This is a genomic window from Xenorhabdus sp. SGI 60, from assembly GCF_056632175.1.
The window spans coordinates 21,618-36,454 of sequence record NZ_CP196860.1; the positions used below are offsets into that span (position 1 = coordinate 21,618).

Here is a 14,837-nt window from a genome sequence, read left to right on the forward strand (position 1 = left end):
CCTCTTAGGCGCTACGACGCAATAAACCTTGTTTTTTCAGCCATACCAGCAAAATAGAAATTGCTGCTGGAGTGATGCCTGAAATCCGTGAAGCTTGGCCAATTGAACTTGGTTTATGGTCATTCAGTTTTGCAACAACTTCATTGGAAAGCCCGCTCACTTGTTGGTAATTCAAATCAACAGGCAATGCAGTATTTTCATTACGTAACTGTTTTTCGATCTCTTCTTGCTGACGGGCAATATAGCCTTCATATTTCACTTGAATTTCAACCTGATCCGCAGCTTGAGGCTCAGTCAGCCCAGGAGAGAAACGCGGTAACGACGTCAATAATTCATAATTCATCTCAGGGCGGCGCAGCAAATCTTCACCGTTGGCTTCTTTTGACAGCGGTGTTTTCAGCATCTGGTTGATATCCTCTAAGTTATCAGAGTGAGGATGAACCCAGATATTGCGCAGGCGCTGGCGTTCTTGCTCGATCATGTCAAATTTGCGGCAAAAATGCTCCCAACGGAGATCATCCACCAAGCCAAGTTTACGGCCTTGTTCAGTCAGACGAAGATCTGCATTGTCTTCGCGCAGCATCAAACGATATTCAGCGCGGGAGGTGAACATGCGATAAGGCTCTTTGGTGCCAAGTGTGCATAGATCATCAACCAATACGCCAATATAAGCCTGATCACGGCGTGGGAACCAACCTTCTTCACCATAAGCATAGCGTGCAGCGTTAAGACCAGCCAGTAATCCTTGCGCGGCGGCTTCTTCATATCCTGTGGTGCCATTGATCTGACCAGCAAAAAACAGGCCGTGAATAAATTTACTTTCCAGTGTTTGCTTTAAATCACGTGGATCGAAGAAGTCATATTCGATCGCATAGCCAGGGCGAATAATACGGGCATTCTCCATGCCTTTCATGGAGTGAACAATTTGCATCTGAACATCAAATGGCAAACTGGTAGAAATACCGTTTGGATAGATTTCGTTACTGGTTAATCCTTCAGGTTCCAGGAAGATCTGGTGAGCGTTACGATCTGCAAAACGCATAACTTTGTCTTCGATGGAAGGACAGTAACGAGGGCCGATCCCTTCAATGATCCCCGCATACATTGGACTGCGATCCAAGTTATTGCGGATCACTTCATGGGTTTTTTCATTGGTATACGTGATGTAACACGGGATTTGCCGTGGGTGTTGATCAATGTTACCCATGAATGAAAATACGGGTGTAGGGTTATCGCCCAGTTGTTGTTCAAGCTGGCTAAAATCAATGGTTCGTGCATCAATGCGAGGAGGTGTCCCTGTTTTTAGGCGAGCTACACGCAATGGCAATTCACGTAAACGGTGAGATAATGAGATCGCTGGAGGATCACCTGCCCGTCCTCCACTGTAGTTTTCCAGTCCGATGTGAATTTTTCCATCAAGGAAAGTCCCTACGGTCAGAACTACAGATTTAGCTTTGAATTTCAACCCCATACGAGTAACAACACCTGTAACTGTGTCATTTTCAACAATGAGATCTTCAACGGGTTGCTGGAAGATCATTAAGTTAGGTTGATTTTCCAGTGCTGTTCTTACAGCTTGTCGGTAAAGTACTCGATCCGCTTGTGCTCGTGTTGCCCGAACAGCAGGGCCTTTGCTGGCATTGAGTGTTCTAAACTGAATCCCGGCTTGATCCGTGGCTTTTGCCATTAGGCCACCAAGTGCATCGATCTCTTTTACCAGATGCCCTTTACCGATCCCACCAATGGCTGGATTACATGACATCTGGCCCAAAGTATCAATATTGTGAGTCAGTAGTAAGGTTTGACGCCCCATACGTGCGGAGGCCATCGCCGCTTCAGTACCGGCATGACCTCCGCCGATAATGATGACGTCAAAGTGCTCTGGATAAAACATGTGCGAACCTTCAATAGTGAGAATGCTTCATATGCATCAGGGAGAGAATTCTACCTAAGTTTGGAGCTTAGACCAAGAGGTGAGAGATCGTCATTAATTAAAAGAAGATCTTTTTATTTAAAGATCTCTTTATTAGATCTTTTATTAGGATCGCGATCATCTGTGGATAAGTGGATTTTCCATATAAAGATCATGATGCTGTAAAGGATCATTTACTGTGAATGATCCGTGATCCAACTCAGTATAAGCTGGGATCTAAATGCCTAGTTATTCACAGCCTCTCAATTGTAACTCGGTTATTAAATGGATAACTACGGGTTAACCCCTGCTTTTCAGACAAGTTATCCACAGTTGATCGTTATATTTTTAATCGGATCAGAGTAACTTTGCCCACTCTTTAACCCATTCTTCGGCTGGATCTTCGGGGATTTCATATTGCAGAATGTCGATTTCCAATCGATCACCGATCCGTTTTGCTCCGTGATCTTCTAATAAGCGTTCCAGTGATCTTATCGCGCCACAGAAGGTATCATATTCGGAACTGCCGATACCGACGGCACCAAATATGATATTGCTGAGATCCGGTTGCTGTTGTGTGATCTCATCTGCCAGAAGTTGGAGATTATCAGGTAAGTCCCCAGCTCCATGCGTTGAAGTAACTACAATCCACAACCCTTCACGTGGGAGATCTTCCAGTGAGGGGCCATGAAGCATCTTCGTTGAAAAGCCATCATTTTCTAAGATCTCAGCCATATGTTCTGCGACGTATTCGGCGCTACCCATTGTGCTGCCGCTGATTAAGGTTATTGTGCTCATCATGATCCTTGCTAAATTAAAGAATATCTATTGTACGTAGTGAATCTACTGGGATCTACCTGTGGATAATGTGGTTAACTGGTTTTTCGTTTTAAGGTTTTATTGTCCTCATTATCGGGTTTTGCAGGGAGATCAACGTTTCTGTTGACTGGATTTCGTCAATCGTCTGGATCTTGTTGATAAGTACGTCCTGAAGAGCTTCTATGGATCGGCACATGACTTTAATGAAGATACTGTAGTGCCCCGTGGTGTAATAAACTTCAACAACTTCATCAAGCATGTCGAGTTTCTTCAATGCTGCCGGATAGTCTTTGGCGCTTTTTAATATGATGCCAATAAAGCAGCACACATCGAACCCCAGTTGTTTAGCACTGATATCAACCCGAGTTCCTGTAATGATCCCAGATTGTTTCATTTTTTCTACGCGGACATGAATCGTTCCTGGGCTTACTGCGAATTTTTTGGCTAATTCTGCATAAGGTGTACGTGCGTTCTCCATTAAAGCGTGAAGTATGTCACGGTCTAAATTATCGATCTGATAAATTTCCGCCATTTTCAACCCCTGTTTTTGAATAATATTCATTTTTATAGTGTAAAAATTATTGTTTATAAATATTTTACACTATTTTTATCATCATATATTGAATTTGTACCTCATTTTGTTGCTTAATCTATATCAACAGGACACAGGGCCACTAAAAAATTTTGAGAGCTGCATCATGAAAACATCCTTTATTGAAAAGCAACAGCAGATTAGTTTTGTGAAATCATACTTTTCCCGTCTGTTAGAGAAAAAACTTGGCTTAATCGAAGTGCAGGGACCTATCTTAAGTCGTCTTGGTGATGGTACTCAGGACAACTTATCGGGTCATGAAAAAGCAGTTCAGGTGAAAGTGAAAACTTTGCCAGACGACACATTCGAAGTGGTTCATTCTCTGGCGAAATGGAAACGTAAGACATTAGGTCGCTTTGGTTTTCAAGCTGAACAAGGATTGTATACTCACATGAAAGCTCTGCGTCCTGATGAAGATCGCTTAACGCCTATCCACTCTGTTTTTGTTGATCAGTGGGATTGGGAGAAAGTGATGGGTGAAGGTCAGCGTTCACTCGACTATTTAAAACAGACAGTAGGTAAAATTTACGAAGCAATAAAAGAAACACAACAAGCAGTAAGTAAGGAATTTGGTCTGGCACCGTTCCTGCCAGATCAAATTCACTTTATTCACAGTGAAGAGCTTCTGAAACGTTACCCTGATCTGGATGCTAAAGGTCGTGAACGTGAGGCTGCCAAAGAGTTTGGTGCTATTTTCCTGATGGGCATTGGTGGTAAGTTGTCCGATGATCAGGCTCATGATGTACGTGCGCCGGATTACGACGATTGGACTACACCAAACGGTGATGGTTTCTTTGGCTTAAACGGTGACATTATTGTCTGGAACCTCGTTTTGCAGGATGCTTTTGAAATTTCTTCTATGGGTATCCGTGTTGATGCAGAGACGCTGAAACGTCAGCTTGCACTGACTGGTGATGAAGATCGTCTGCAATATGATTGGCATCAAGCGCTGATCAGCGGTGATATGCCACAATCTATCGGTGGTGGTATCGGGCAATCCCGCTTGGTGATGTTGCTGCTGCAAATGGCACATATCGGTCAGGTTCAGTGCGGTGTCTGGTCACCTGAGATTATTGAATCCGTTGAAGGTGTACTCTAAGTTTTAATTTTGCCATCTTCTTTGTAAACGGCTTATAAGCCCGGTATCAAAACACCAGATATAGTCGAATATCTGCATAATACCGGGCTTTCCGTAATGGGAAAGGGAGACCGCATGGAAGCGGTGTTGCTGATGTTGTTGCAGATTTTTTATCTGATGGATTAGGGAGCCTGGCAAACGTTGGGCAATGAAATCTGAAATAACAACAGCATCAGCATCTTCCCAAATATTTTCTTTCATTTTTTCAACGGTTGCATTTAAACAAGATGCCAGATCGGTTCCTCCCCTAAAGGTTTGTCCCAGAAAATGCATTGCTTGAGTGAGTCCATCCGGTGAGGTTAAGTCATAATGAATAAGTTGTGTCGAGAACAACATAATATGACAGTGACGATTATCCGCTAGTGCAATACGCATCAAAGCCAGACAGAATGTTTTTGCACATTGCTCATTAAATCCGCCCATTGAACCTGAAGTATCGACACAAACAATAAATGGTCCTCGAGGTTGTTTTTCATTATGGTGATGTGTAACGGGTTTGAGAGTGGTTTTCGGTTGCCAATCGTCTCCTTGTAGGCGATAGGATAGTAATTTTTTCTCCACCAACCGCCGGTAAAATTCGTATTCCAACGCTTCAATACCCAGCATAGCCATCTCGGTGGGTAATAACCTTAAGATATCGTCGCTTTGCCTAATCCCGCTAATTTGCTCCGGTATAGTATCTGGCGCCCTTTCAAGTCGGGTGAATGGCTCCAGAACGGCATTTTCTTGAGGGATTGCTTTTGCTGCCTGACTGCGGCCAAGTAATTGCGCCATTTTTTCCAGCTCAGGTTGCTGTTTAAGAAAGTCAGCATAGAGAGTAAATAGTCGTATATTTTTCGTGGTCAGGTGAAGTTGTCCTTTACTCATATCCCATAATCGGCCTGCCGCGTGATCATTGTGATCAAATATGGGATCAAAGTTACCACTGAGTGTTAATCGCTTCTGGATCTCTGCAAATAGTTGCTCTTTTTCTTGTTCTAATAGTGTTTTGTTAAAGGACGTCGCTTGCAGGATCAGGCTGAAACGCCAGCGTTGGATAAATAAAACCTGTTCTGAATGGGTGTGTTCAGATAACGCGTTGAACAGTGTGTCAGCTTCTTTGCCAAAGGGGGATTCGAGTTGTTGAAGTTTCTCTATGATACCAGATAACTGTTGATAGAAATCTGTCGTATCAATTGTCTGCATGTGTTGGTATAACTGAAACTCTTCGGCTAATGGAGCAGGGATAAGTGTCTCGTTTATTTTCTGCTGCAATGCTTGTTGCCATGAGGAAGATCTTTCAGCAATGCGTTCTTAAGCCTTGGGAACTTGCTAAAGAAAATAACGAGCTGGGGAGAACCTAACAGTACCAAAATGATCTCTTCGATCAGCTCGCTTTCATTGATAGAGAGCAAGAGATCGAGTGTAGCTAGTGTTAACATGTCGTTATCCCATTTTTGATCTCAACTGTTTCTGTTTTTCAGTTAATTGCAGGAAACTCTGTTCAATGTTGACAAGCCAATGTTCTTCGATAAATAAACAGGGTTGATGCTGACTGAATAAATTGCGTTGTTGTTGAATTTCATCGCTGATGGATATCAGTTTTTCATGCCATTCTGTATTGGTATTTTTTGACGTACTAAATAGGCAGAGAACGGCGCTATTACGGCTAATATCCAGCACTGTAAGCAGGTTCTTTTCATTGATTTCTGCCGTGATAGTTTGAGGAAAACCAATGCCATTTAAACAGGCAGAGAGTTCTCCGGTATTATTTTTTAGAGCGTTTTCCAGAGAGTTTTTATCTATTTCGATGAAATTGACTTCAATATTATGCAGGTGTAATGAAGGACGTAAAAATAGGGTCAGTTTTTCATCTGCTATATCTTCGGGCAGTGAATAAAGGGTCTTACGGCCAAACAGAGAGGATTTGGCGACTAATTGCAGAGGATGGTCATTTTCTTCTTGGTTGGATTGTACCCATTGCTGGTATAACTTCTCCATTTTTTGCATGAGGGAATGTTGTCGATAAGCCTGTTCTGTCAATAAGATATGCAAAAATTGGGACAAGAATTTTAAGCTATTCAAGTCGTGCCATAGGCAATCTTTTAATAGCACGATATCTAACGGGGATATCTCATTTCTGCCACTGAAAAAGGTACAGGCTTGCAGTAAACGGATGGATTTTTTCCAACGGCGATCTGAGACATCAGCCGTGCTCTCAGTCGCATTGACTTGCTGGCGTAATTGATAAATCAGCTCGAAGATATGATCTGGCAGGGATACATGATTGATCTTGTCTTGCCATTGCTGAAATTCATCATCGGTGATTTGAATATGGGCAGGCACGGGATTGCCATTTTCATTGTTTCGGTCAGTTAGCAAGGCGCGAAAATTTTTCTTTTCCTGAATCTTGTCCAGCCAGAGTCGAATCAACATGCGATCGTAGAGTGCTTCCAGACTGCTATCACTATCCGGGAGTTCATTGGATGCAGTAACCAGTAAACGCATCGGTAGTTGTTCTTCCAGGTTGCCATTTCTGAATTTCTTTTCATTAATCGCGGTGAGTAACGTATTCAAAATGGCGGGACCTGCTTTCCAAATTTCATCCAAGAAAACGATTTCCGCTTCGGGTAAATAACCTTCAGTAAGGCGCTGATAACGGCCTTCATCTTTGAGCGCTTGAATGGAAAGTGGGCCGAAGATCTCTTCTGGGGTGGAAAAACGGGTCATCAGATACTCAAAAGCGCGGGCGTTTTGGAATGCAAATTTGAGCCGGCGCGCGATAAGACTTTTAGCTATTCCTGGGGGACCAAGAAGAAAAATGCTTTCTCCACATAAGGCCGCCAGTAGACACAGGCGGATAGCTTGTCGTCTTTCATAGAGACCGCTTTCTAGATACTGACCTAACTGGGATATTTTTTCGACCAATTGCATATGATTTACACCATGGTTCGGATAGTTACCTTCCTTTATTTATAGATAAAATTCACTCTATGCAAAGATTTTGATGATAATTTATTAAGCTTCAATGGCCTGTTTTAAAAAATCGATTCAGCATAAATTATTCAATAAGTTAGCTTTTTTTCTTTATTTATCTCCCCATTAAACGTTTCTATGATGATCACATTTTTATATTAATCATGTTGTCTTTGATGGTTAGCTTTATATGATGACGGTTTAGCGAAACGTTTCGCTAAACCGTTTATAAAAATGAAAAAAAGCGTTTTATTACATTCTGATATTTCAGTCGTTATTTCGGGTGGGGGGCACCCCGGTCCGGGTGGTGAGGGGGGGGGGGGGGTCTATCCCGTCGTCTACCCAAAGAATTGATTTAGCGCTAACCCAGGGAACACCCGATCTGTTTTTGATGTTGTTGTTCAGGAAGTACAAGTTGAAGCGGCCATTTTGGCCGCTGAAATTATTGAACACAATTCGCAACTGCATGAGCAAATTGAGGTTATTATGGAGCCATTACTAGAGTTAAAAGGGATTGATAAGGTTTTTCCCGGGGTAAAAGCATTGTCAGGAGCTGCACTGCGTGTTTATCCCGGAAAAGTGATGGCGTTAGTCGGCGAAAACGGTGCCGGAAAATCCACAATGATGAAAGTCTTGACCGGTATTTATACAAAAGATGCGGGTACAATTCGCTATCTTGGGCAAGATGTCGTTTTCTCTGGTCCTAAATCCTCCCAGGAAGCTGGTATTGGTATCATACATCAAGAGTTAAACCTCATCCCCCAACTAACGATTGCAGAAAACATTTTTTTGGGTCGTGAATTCGTCAATAAACTGGGCATCATCAACTGGAAAAGAATGTATGAAGAAGCCGATAACTTGCTCAGGCGTCTAAATATCCGCTACAGCAGCCATCGGCTTGTTTCTGAATTGTCCATTGGTGAGCAGCAAATGGTAGAAATTGCCAAGGTGCTGAGTTTCCAATCCAAAGTTATCATTATGGATGAACCTACAGATGCCTTGACGGATACCGAAACAGAATCCTTGTTTCATGTCATACGGGAACTGAAAGCACAAGGATGTGGCATTGTCTATATTTCCCATCGTTTGAAAGAGCTTTTTAAAATTTGTGATGATGTGACGGTATTGCGTGATGGTCAATTTATTGGTGAACAGCCGATTAATGCCCTGAGCGAAGAGCGATTGATCGAAATGATGGTGGGGCGCAAGCTGGAAGATCAATACCCGCGTTTAGATCTACCGAGAGGTGAAAAAAGGTTGGAAGTTGAAAACCTCTCTGGATCGGGGATCAATAATGTCAGCTTTTCTTTGTTTAGTGGAGAAATTCTGGGGATTTCAGGGTTAATGGGCGCTGGCCGTACTGAATTAATGAAGGTGATTTACGGGGCTTTGCCAAAAATTAAAGGCAAGATCTTGCTTGATGGAAAACCGCTGACGATCCGTCGTCCACAGGAGGGATTAGCCAATGGTATTGTCTATATTTCGGAAGACCGCAAACGGGATGGATTAGTCTTGGGAATGTCGGTTAAAGAGAATATGTCCCTCACCGCATTACGCTATTTCAGCCGAAATTTTTGTCTCTTGAATCATTCCGCAGAACAACAATCCGTTGCCGACTTCATTAAGTTATTCAATATAAAAACTCCCTCAATGGAACAAACTACAGGATTGCTTTCCGGTGGTAATCAGCAGAAAGTTGCGATTGCCCGTGGATTGATGACTCGTCCAAAGGTGTTGATCCTTGATGAGCCAACCCGAGGCGTAGATGTTGGGGCGAAAAAGGAAATCTATCAGCTTATCAACCAGTTTAAAAAAGAAGGCTTGAGCATTATTTTGGTTTCTTCTGAAATGCCTGAAGTGATGGGAATGAGTGATCGTATTCTGGTCATGCATGAAGGTTGTATCAGTGGGGAATTCAGTGTGAATGGTATTTCTCAGGAAGTGTTGATGGCCGCTGCTGTTGGTAAACAGAATACGATGCAATTAAAAGAGAATGGTCAAGGATAATGGATATGAATTCTAGTACAGCGCCAGCCTCCCGACGTTGGTTCACGAAAACATGGTTGATGGAGCAGAAATCACTTATTGCGCTCTTATTTTTGATTGCCGTCGTTTCTTCCCTTAGCCCCAATTTTTTCACATTGAATAACCTGTTTAACATCCTCCAGCAAACTTCTGTCAACGCTATCATGGCGGTAGGCATGACGTTGGTTATTCTGACATCAGGAATTGATCTATCAGTTGGTTCTTTGTTGGCTCTGACTGGTGCTGTAGCGGCATCAATGGTTGGAGCAGATATCAATGCTTTGGTCGCTGTTGCTGGGGCTTTGGCATTGGGGGCTACAATTGGGGCCTGTACTGGTGTGATTGTTGCAAAAGGCCAGGTTCAAGCATTTATTGCAACATTGGTGATGATGTTATTGCTACGCGGAGTGACTCGGGTTTATACCGATGGGAGTCCGATTAATACCGGTTTCAGTGACAATGCTGATCTGCTTGGTTGGTTTGGTATTGGGAGTCCATTAGGAGTGCCTGCGCCTGTGTGGATTATGTCGCTGGTGTTTGTCGTGGCATGGTTCATTCTTCACCACACTCGTCTTGGTCGTTACATCTACGCATTAGGCGGAAATGAATCTGCAACACGTTTATCAGGTATTGGTGTTGATAAAATAAAAATAATCGTTTATTCCCTATGTGGCCTGTTGGCTGCACTGGCCAGTATTATCGAAGTTGCCCGATTATCTTCTGCTCAACCGATGGCTGGAAGCGGTTATGAACTGGATGCTATTGCAGCAGTCGTACTGGGGGGAACCAGTTTGGCAGGAGGCAAGGGGCGAATTGTTGGTACGTTGATTGGTGCGCTAATCTTAGGATTTTTAAACAATGGATTGAATTTATTAGGAATTTCTTCCAACTACCAGATGATCGTCAAGGCAGTTGTTATTTTACTGGCGGTCTTGGTTGATAAAAAAAGCAGCAAATAATCTTACCCTATAGGAAAAAATAATATGAAAATGAAGAAACTGGTAACTATTTTCTCCGCCATGGCATTAAGTGCCACTATCAGTGCTAATGCATTGGCGAAAGATAGCATAGCATTGGTTATTTCAACCTTGAATAACCCTTTCTTTGTCACAATGAAAGATAGCGCGCAGAAAGAGGCTGATAAACTGGGTTATAACTTGATTGTACTTGATTCCCAGGATAATCCAGCCAAAGAATTAGCCAATGTGCAGGATTTGACGGTTCGTGACATAAAATTGATGTTAATTAACCCAACTGACTCAGATGCCGTTGGTAATGCCGTGATCATGGCAAATAAGGCGAATATTCCGGTTATTACGCTTGACCGTTCAGCGCATAAGGGCAATGTGATCAGCTATATTGCTTCTGACAGCCGTTTAGGTGCCAAAATGGCCGCTGATTTTATCGCTAGAAAATTAGGTAATAATATCAAGGTCATTCAATTAGAAGGTATTCCCGGCGCTTCAGGTGCACGTGAACGTGGTGAAGGTTTTGGTCAGGCAGCCCAAAAACACAAATTCAACATGTTGGCTAGTCAGCCCGCTGATTATGATCGCACAAAAGGGATGAATGTTATGCAGAACTTGCTGACAGCTCATCCGTCGGTACAAGCTGTTTTCGCTCAAAATGATGAAATGGCTCTTGGTGCATTGCGAGCGTTGCAGGCAGCCGGTAAAGAAGATGTGTTGGTTGTCGGATTTGATGGTACTGATGATGCTCTTAAGGCTGTACAGAGCGGTAAATTGGCAGCAACGATTGCACAGCGTCCGGATCAAATAGGTATCATCGGTGTTCAGACTGCGGACAAAGTACTAAAAGGTGAAAAAGTTGATGCCATCATTCCGGTTGAGCTGGAATTAGTTGTGAAGAAATAATCAACATTATTCATGCAGCCATTAATTTTTATGGCTGCATTATTTTTACACAGGAATAAATGTAATGAGTGTGGCAAAACTGGTTGTGATGGGTAGCATCAATGTAGATCACATATTGAATCTCAACTCTTTTCCTCAACCAGGGGAAACAGTGAGAGGAAAACAATATAAGGTTGCCTTTGGAGGAAAAGGGGCAAACCAGGCCGTTGCTGCTGGTCGTTGTGGTGCTGACATTACATTTATTGCTTGCGTTGGCCAGGATGATGTCGGCATACGTGTTTGCCAACAGTTGGCGAAAGATAATATCAATACTTCCTCAATTGAGGTGATTGAAGAGGAAACAACGGGCGTAGCTCTGATTTTTGTCAATCGGCTGGGTGAAAATGTTATTGGCATTAATGCCGGGGCGAATGGGAGGCTAACTCCTAATTATTTCCTTCGTCATGAACAGATTGTCAAAGAAGCTGATGCATTGTTATTGCAGCTTGAAACGCCATTGGAAACCGTACAACTTGCTGCTGAAACGGCCAAGAAACATCATATTAAAGTGATCTTGAATCCAGCACCGGCACAGAAAATCTCAGATCAATTACTGTCGCTGGTGGATATTATCACGCCGAATGAAACTGAAGCGGAATATTTGACTGGCATTGCCGTCAAAGATGATGTTGGCGCGGAAAAAGCCTCTCAGGCCTTACATCATAAAGGCATAGAAACGGTCATTATCACATTGGGTAGCCGAGGCGTATGGCTGAGTGAGAAAGGTAAGGAAGGGAAAATTGTTCCTGGATTTAAAGTAAAAGCGATCGATACAATTGCTGCTGGGGATACATTTAATGGTGCCTTGGTAACAGGATTGCTGGAAGAAAATACAATGTTGTCTGCTATCCGCTTTGCTCATGCGGCGGCAGCGATTGCCGTTACGCGTCAGGGAGCACAACCTGCGATTCCGTGGCGGAATGAAATTGACGCATTTCTATCTGAACAGGATTAACCGTGGCTACCATGAAGGACGTTGCTCGTCTGGCGGGCGTATCAACATCAACCGTTTCTCATGTGATTAATGGCAATCGTTATGTCAGTGAAAACGTGAAAAAGAAAGTCAATGCAGCGATTGAGGAATTGAATTATGCACCGTCTGCTTTGGCAAGAAGCTTGAAAATCAAGCAAACCAAAACCATTGGTATGTTGGTTACAGCCAGTGATAACTCTTTTTATTCTGAAGTTGTTAGAGGGGTAGAAAAGAACTGTTACGAACGGGGATACAGCTTAATTTTATGTAATACTGAAGGTAATGTTACCCGTATGATTAGCAGTATAGAAACTTTGCTGCAAAAGCGTGTTGATGGCTTGTTAATCATGTGTACTGAAACTCAGTGGCCGTCCAGCGACATCCTTTGTCGCTATCCATGGGTTCCAATGGTAATCATGGATTGGTCTCCTTTTGATACTTGCAATGACATTATCAAGGATAACTCCCTGCAAGGGGGAGAGATGGCAACTAATTACCTAATCAGTCGAGGTTTTCGAAAAATCGCTTGTATCACTGGTCACCGTATAAGACACCCGCCTGTCAACGTTTGGCTGGATATCGAAAAGCGATGCAGGATGCTGAACTGGAAATTCCCACTGGATATGTGATCTACAGTGATTTTGAATTTGCCGGCGGATTTTCATCAATGAAACAACTTCTCCAGTTACCTGAACCACCGGAAGCTTTATTTGCGGGTAATGATGCTATGGCGATTGGTGCTTATCAAGCCTTATATCAGCAGGGGCTTTCTGTGCCAGATGATTTTTCTATCATCGGATATGACGATATCGCAGTCGCACCTTACCTGATTCCTCCGTTGACAACGATTCATCAACCAAAGAATGAATTGGGTAAGCTGGCAATTGATAGCCTGCTTTATCGAATGGAAAATCCAGAAAGCGAACCAAAGCAACTGATTTTGACACCTAAATTGATCGAGCGAAGTTCTGTAGCAAGTCGCTAACGGGTTATTTCTTCTTAATTAAGTTATTACCGTCTTCTTTATTCAGTAATAGAAAAAAGTAGAAGAGAATCAAGGTAATCACTCCCATCGTGATTAAAGTATAGTGGAAATGGTTGATGGCTGAACCATATTCCATTGACTCATAAAATCGCAGAACTGCCGCACTGATGGTCACCCCAAAACTGATGGATAACTGCTGAGTGACTGATAACAGGCTATTACCGGCACTGGCATTATTATCATTCAGATCAGCTAAAGTGATTGTATTCATCGCTGTGAATTGTGTGGACATGACTACTCCCAATATAAAAAGAGGAATTATCAAAAATATGATGGGGAGTTCCGGTGTTTGTAGCGAAAATTGTGAAATCATTATGCCAATAATAATCGTGACCCAAATGAGTGTTTTTCGATATCCAAAGCGGGTCAGTATCTTGGTGACAAAAGATTTGGCTAAAATTGAACCAATTGCATTCGGTGCCATCATGACGCCAGCAATGACTGCTGGAAATCCAAACCCCACTTGGAGCATTAAAGGAATAATAAATGAAAGCGAGCCAGTACTTAGCCGAGTAGCAATATTGCCGGCGATGCCAATTGAAAATGTACGTGTCTGGAACAACTGGAGATTAATGAGGGGATTTGAGTGTCTTTTTGCATAGAAGACATACCCTAATAACATAATGATACCGCTACAAAATAAAGCGGGGGAAAGATAACCAGAGAATGTGTGATCTCCAAATAAATCAAAACTGACTGAAATCATCACCAGGCCCATACTAAACAACATGAATCCCAGAAAATCGAAAGGGCATTTGGGCATAGTTAAATTAGGCATATTCTTTCTGGCGTAAATGATACCTAATAAACCAATGGGAATATTGATGATGAAAATCCAGTGCCATGTTGCATAAGTTACTAACAATCCGCCAAACATTGGACCCAAAATTGGGCCTAATAACCCTGGCATGGTGACAAAATTCAAAATAGGTAGCAGTTCACTACGTGGATATGATCTTAATAGAGCCAGGCGAGCAACGGGCATCATCATAGCTCCACCTATACCTTGAATAACTCTGGATGCGACTAAGAAAGAAAAGTTATGTGATAGCGCGCAAGCAAGCGAGCCTAAAGAAAAGAAGGAAACAGCATAAATGAATACTGTACGAGTACCAAATCTATCGGCAAGCCACCCGCTTACGGGAATTAGCATCGCTACAGTTAAAGTATAACTGACAATAGCGGGCTGCATTGCCAGTGGAGAGTGATCAAGACTTTTTGCAATTGCCGGTAGCGCGGTGTTAAGAATTGTGGCATCTAAAGACTGCATAAAAAAAGCCATCGCTGCGATCCAAGGTAACCCCGACATACTGCGTGCGGATTTGACCATTAGATATCCTGTTTATTTTTTAATGATAGTGAATACATAATATCTTACTATATCAAATTCAAACCATTTATTGGTTATTAATCAATCAATAACTTCCTCTAGGGCCAATTGACAGTTGTTGTAGGCAATTGCACA

General features: G+C 42.6%; 10 protein-coding genes and 2 pseudogenes. 6 read left to right on the plus strand and 6 right to left on the minus strand.

What is annotated here, in order from left to right:
* Positions 1 to 4 precede the first annotated feature (4 nt).
* The 3 genes from mnmG to asnC all read right to left on the minus strand — a co-directional run bounded on the left by mnmG (position 5) and on the right by asnC (position 3,263).
* The gene (gene mnmG, locus ACSJJG_RS00110) at positions 5 to 1,894 is read right to left on the minus strand and encodes a tRNA uridine-5-carboxymethylaminomethyl(34) synthesis enzyme MnmG (RefSeq protein WP_481088013.1); all 1,890 of its coding nucleotides are present in this window, start codon (positions 1,892 to 1,894) and stop codon (positions 5 to 7) included.
* A 375-nt stretch (positions 1,895 to 2,269) separates the two neighbouring features.
* Entirely contained in the window at positions 2,270 to 2,710 is a 441-nt protein-coding gene (gene mioC, locus ACSJJG_RS00115) for an FMN-binding protein MioC (protein ID WP_481090335.1), read from the minus strand.
* A gap of 91 nt (positions 2,711 to 2,801) precedes the next feature.
* The gene (asnC, locus tag ACSJJG_RS00120) at positions 2,802 to 3,263 is read right to left on the minus strand and encodes a transcriptional regulator AsnC (RefSeq protein ID WP_074018962.1); all 462 of its coding nucleotides are present in this window, start codon (positions 3,261 to 3,263) and stop codon (positions 2,802 to 2,804) included.
* 166 nt (positions 3,264 to 3,429) lie between these two features.
* Between asnC and asnA the strand changes: the two genes are divergently transcribed.
* The gene (gene asnA / locus ACSJJG_RS00125) at positions 3,430 to 4,422 is read left to right on the plus strand and encodes an aspartate--ammonia ligase (protein ID WP_481088014.1); all 993 of its coding nucleotides are present in this window, start codon (positions 3,430 to 3,432) and stop codon (positions 4,420 to 4,422) included.
* Between the two features lie 3 nt (positions 4,423 to 4,425).
* Here the strand turns inward: asnA and viaA are convergent.
* Positions 4,426 to 5,882: pseudogene (viaA, locus tag ACSJJG_RS00130) on the minus strand (ATPase RavA stimulator ViaA).
* 4 nt (positions 5,883 to 5,886) lie between these two features.
* Positions 5,887 to 7,374: an ATPase RavA gene (gene ravA / locus ACSJJG_RS00135; protein ID WP_481088015.1), complete on the minus strand. Its 1,488-nt coding sequence runs from the start codon at positions 7,372 to 7,374 to the stop codon at positions 5,887 to 5,889.
* Positions 7,375 to 7,902: 528 nt separating this feature from the next.
* On the opposite strand from ravA, the gene rbsA reads away from it, so the two are divergent.
* The 5 genes and pseudogenes from rbsA to rbsR all read left to right on the plus strand — a co-directional run bounded on the left by rbsA (position 7,903) and on the right by rbsR (position 13,312).
* Positions 7,903 to 9,423, plus strand: a complete 1,521-nt coding sequence (rbsA, locus tag ACSJJG_RS00140) for a ribose ABC transporter ATP-binding protein RbsA (protein WP_481088016.1) — start codon at positions 7,903 to 7,905, stop codon at positions 9,421 to 9,423.
* 5 nt (positions 9,424 to 9,428) lie between these two features.
* Entirely contained in the window at positions 9,429 to 10,400 is a 972-nt protein-coding gene (rbsC, locus tag ACSJJG_RS00145) for a ribose ABC transporter permease (RefSeq protein WP_481088017.1), read from the plus strand.
* 24 nt (positions 10,401 to 10,424) lie between these two features.
* Positions 10,425 to 11,315, plus strand: coding sequence for a ribose ABC transporter substrate-binding protein RbsB (gene rbsB / locus ACSJJG_RS00150; protein WP_481088018.1), 891 nt, complete (start codon positions 10,425 to 10,427; stop codon positions 11,313 to 11,315).
* A gap of 64 nt (positions 11,316 to 11,379) precedes the next feature.
* Positions 11,380 to 12,309 carry a ribokinase gene (gene rbsK, locus ACSJJG_RS00155; protein ID WP_481088019.1) on the plus strand — a complete coding sequence of 310 codons (930 nt, stop codon included), beginning with the start codon at positions 11,380 to 11,382 and terminating at the stop codon, positions 12,307 to 12,309.
* 2 nt (positions 12,310 to 12,311) lie between these two features.
* A pseudogene (rbsR, locus tag ACSJJG_RS00160) lies at positions 12,312 to 13,312 on the plus strand (ribose operon transcriptional repressor RbsR).
* 4 nt (positions 13,313 to 13,316) lie between these two features.
* Here the strand turns inward: rbsR and mdtD are convergent.
* Positions 13,317 to 14,702 carry a multidrug transporter subunit MdtD gene (mdtD, locus tag ACSJJG_RS00165; protein ID WP_481088020.1) on the minus strand — a complete coding sequence of 462 codons (1,386 nt, stop codon included), beginning with the start codon at positions 14,700 to 14,702 and terminating at the stop codon, positions 13,317 to 13,319.
* Positions 14,703 to 14,837 lie beyond the last annotated feature (135 nt).

What these genes read in the sequence shown, in the direction of transcription:
- asnC (WP_074018962.1), bottom strand. Translation starts at nt 3,263, where the DNA reads ATGGCGGAAATTTATCAGATCGATAATTTAGACCGTGACATACTTCAC.
- mdtD (WP_481088020.1), bottom strand. Translation starts at nt 14,702, where the DNA reads ATGGTCAAATCCGCACGCAGTATGTCGGGGTTACCTTGGATCGCAGCG.
- mnmG (WP_481088013.1), bottom strand. Translation starts at nt 1,894, where the DNA reads ATGTTTTATCCAGAGCACTTTGACGTCATCATTATCGGCGGAGGTCAT.
- rbsK (WP_481088019.1), top strand. Translation starts at nt 11,380, where the DNA reads ATGAGTGTGGCAAAACTGGTTGTGATGGGTAGCATCAATGTAGATCAC.
- rbsC (WP_481088017.1), top strand. Translation starts at nt 9,429, where the DNA reads ATGAATTCTAGTACAGCGCCAGCCTCCCGACGTTGGTTCACGAAAACA.
- mioC (WP_481090335.1), bottom strand. Translation starts at nt 2,710, where the DNA reads ATGAGCACAATAACCTTAATCAGCGGCAGCACAATGGGTAGCGCCGAA.
- ravA (WP_481088015.1), bottom strand. Translation starts at nt 7,374, where the DNA reads ATGCAATTGGTCGAAAAAATATCCCAGTTAGGTCAGTATCTAGAAAGC.
- asnA (WP_481088014.1), top strand. Translation starts at nt 3,430, where the DNA reads ATGAAAACATCCTTTATTGAAAAGCAACAGCAGATTAGTTTTGTGAAA.
- rbsA (WP_481088016.1), top strand. Translation starts at nt 7,903, where the DNA reads ATGGAGCCATTACTAGAGTTAAAAGGGATTGATAAGGTTTTTCCCGGG.
- rbsB (WP_481088018.1), top strand. Translation starts at nt 10,425, where the DNA reads ATGAAAATGAAGAAACTGGTAACTATTTTCTCCGCCATGGCATTAAGT.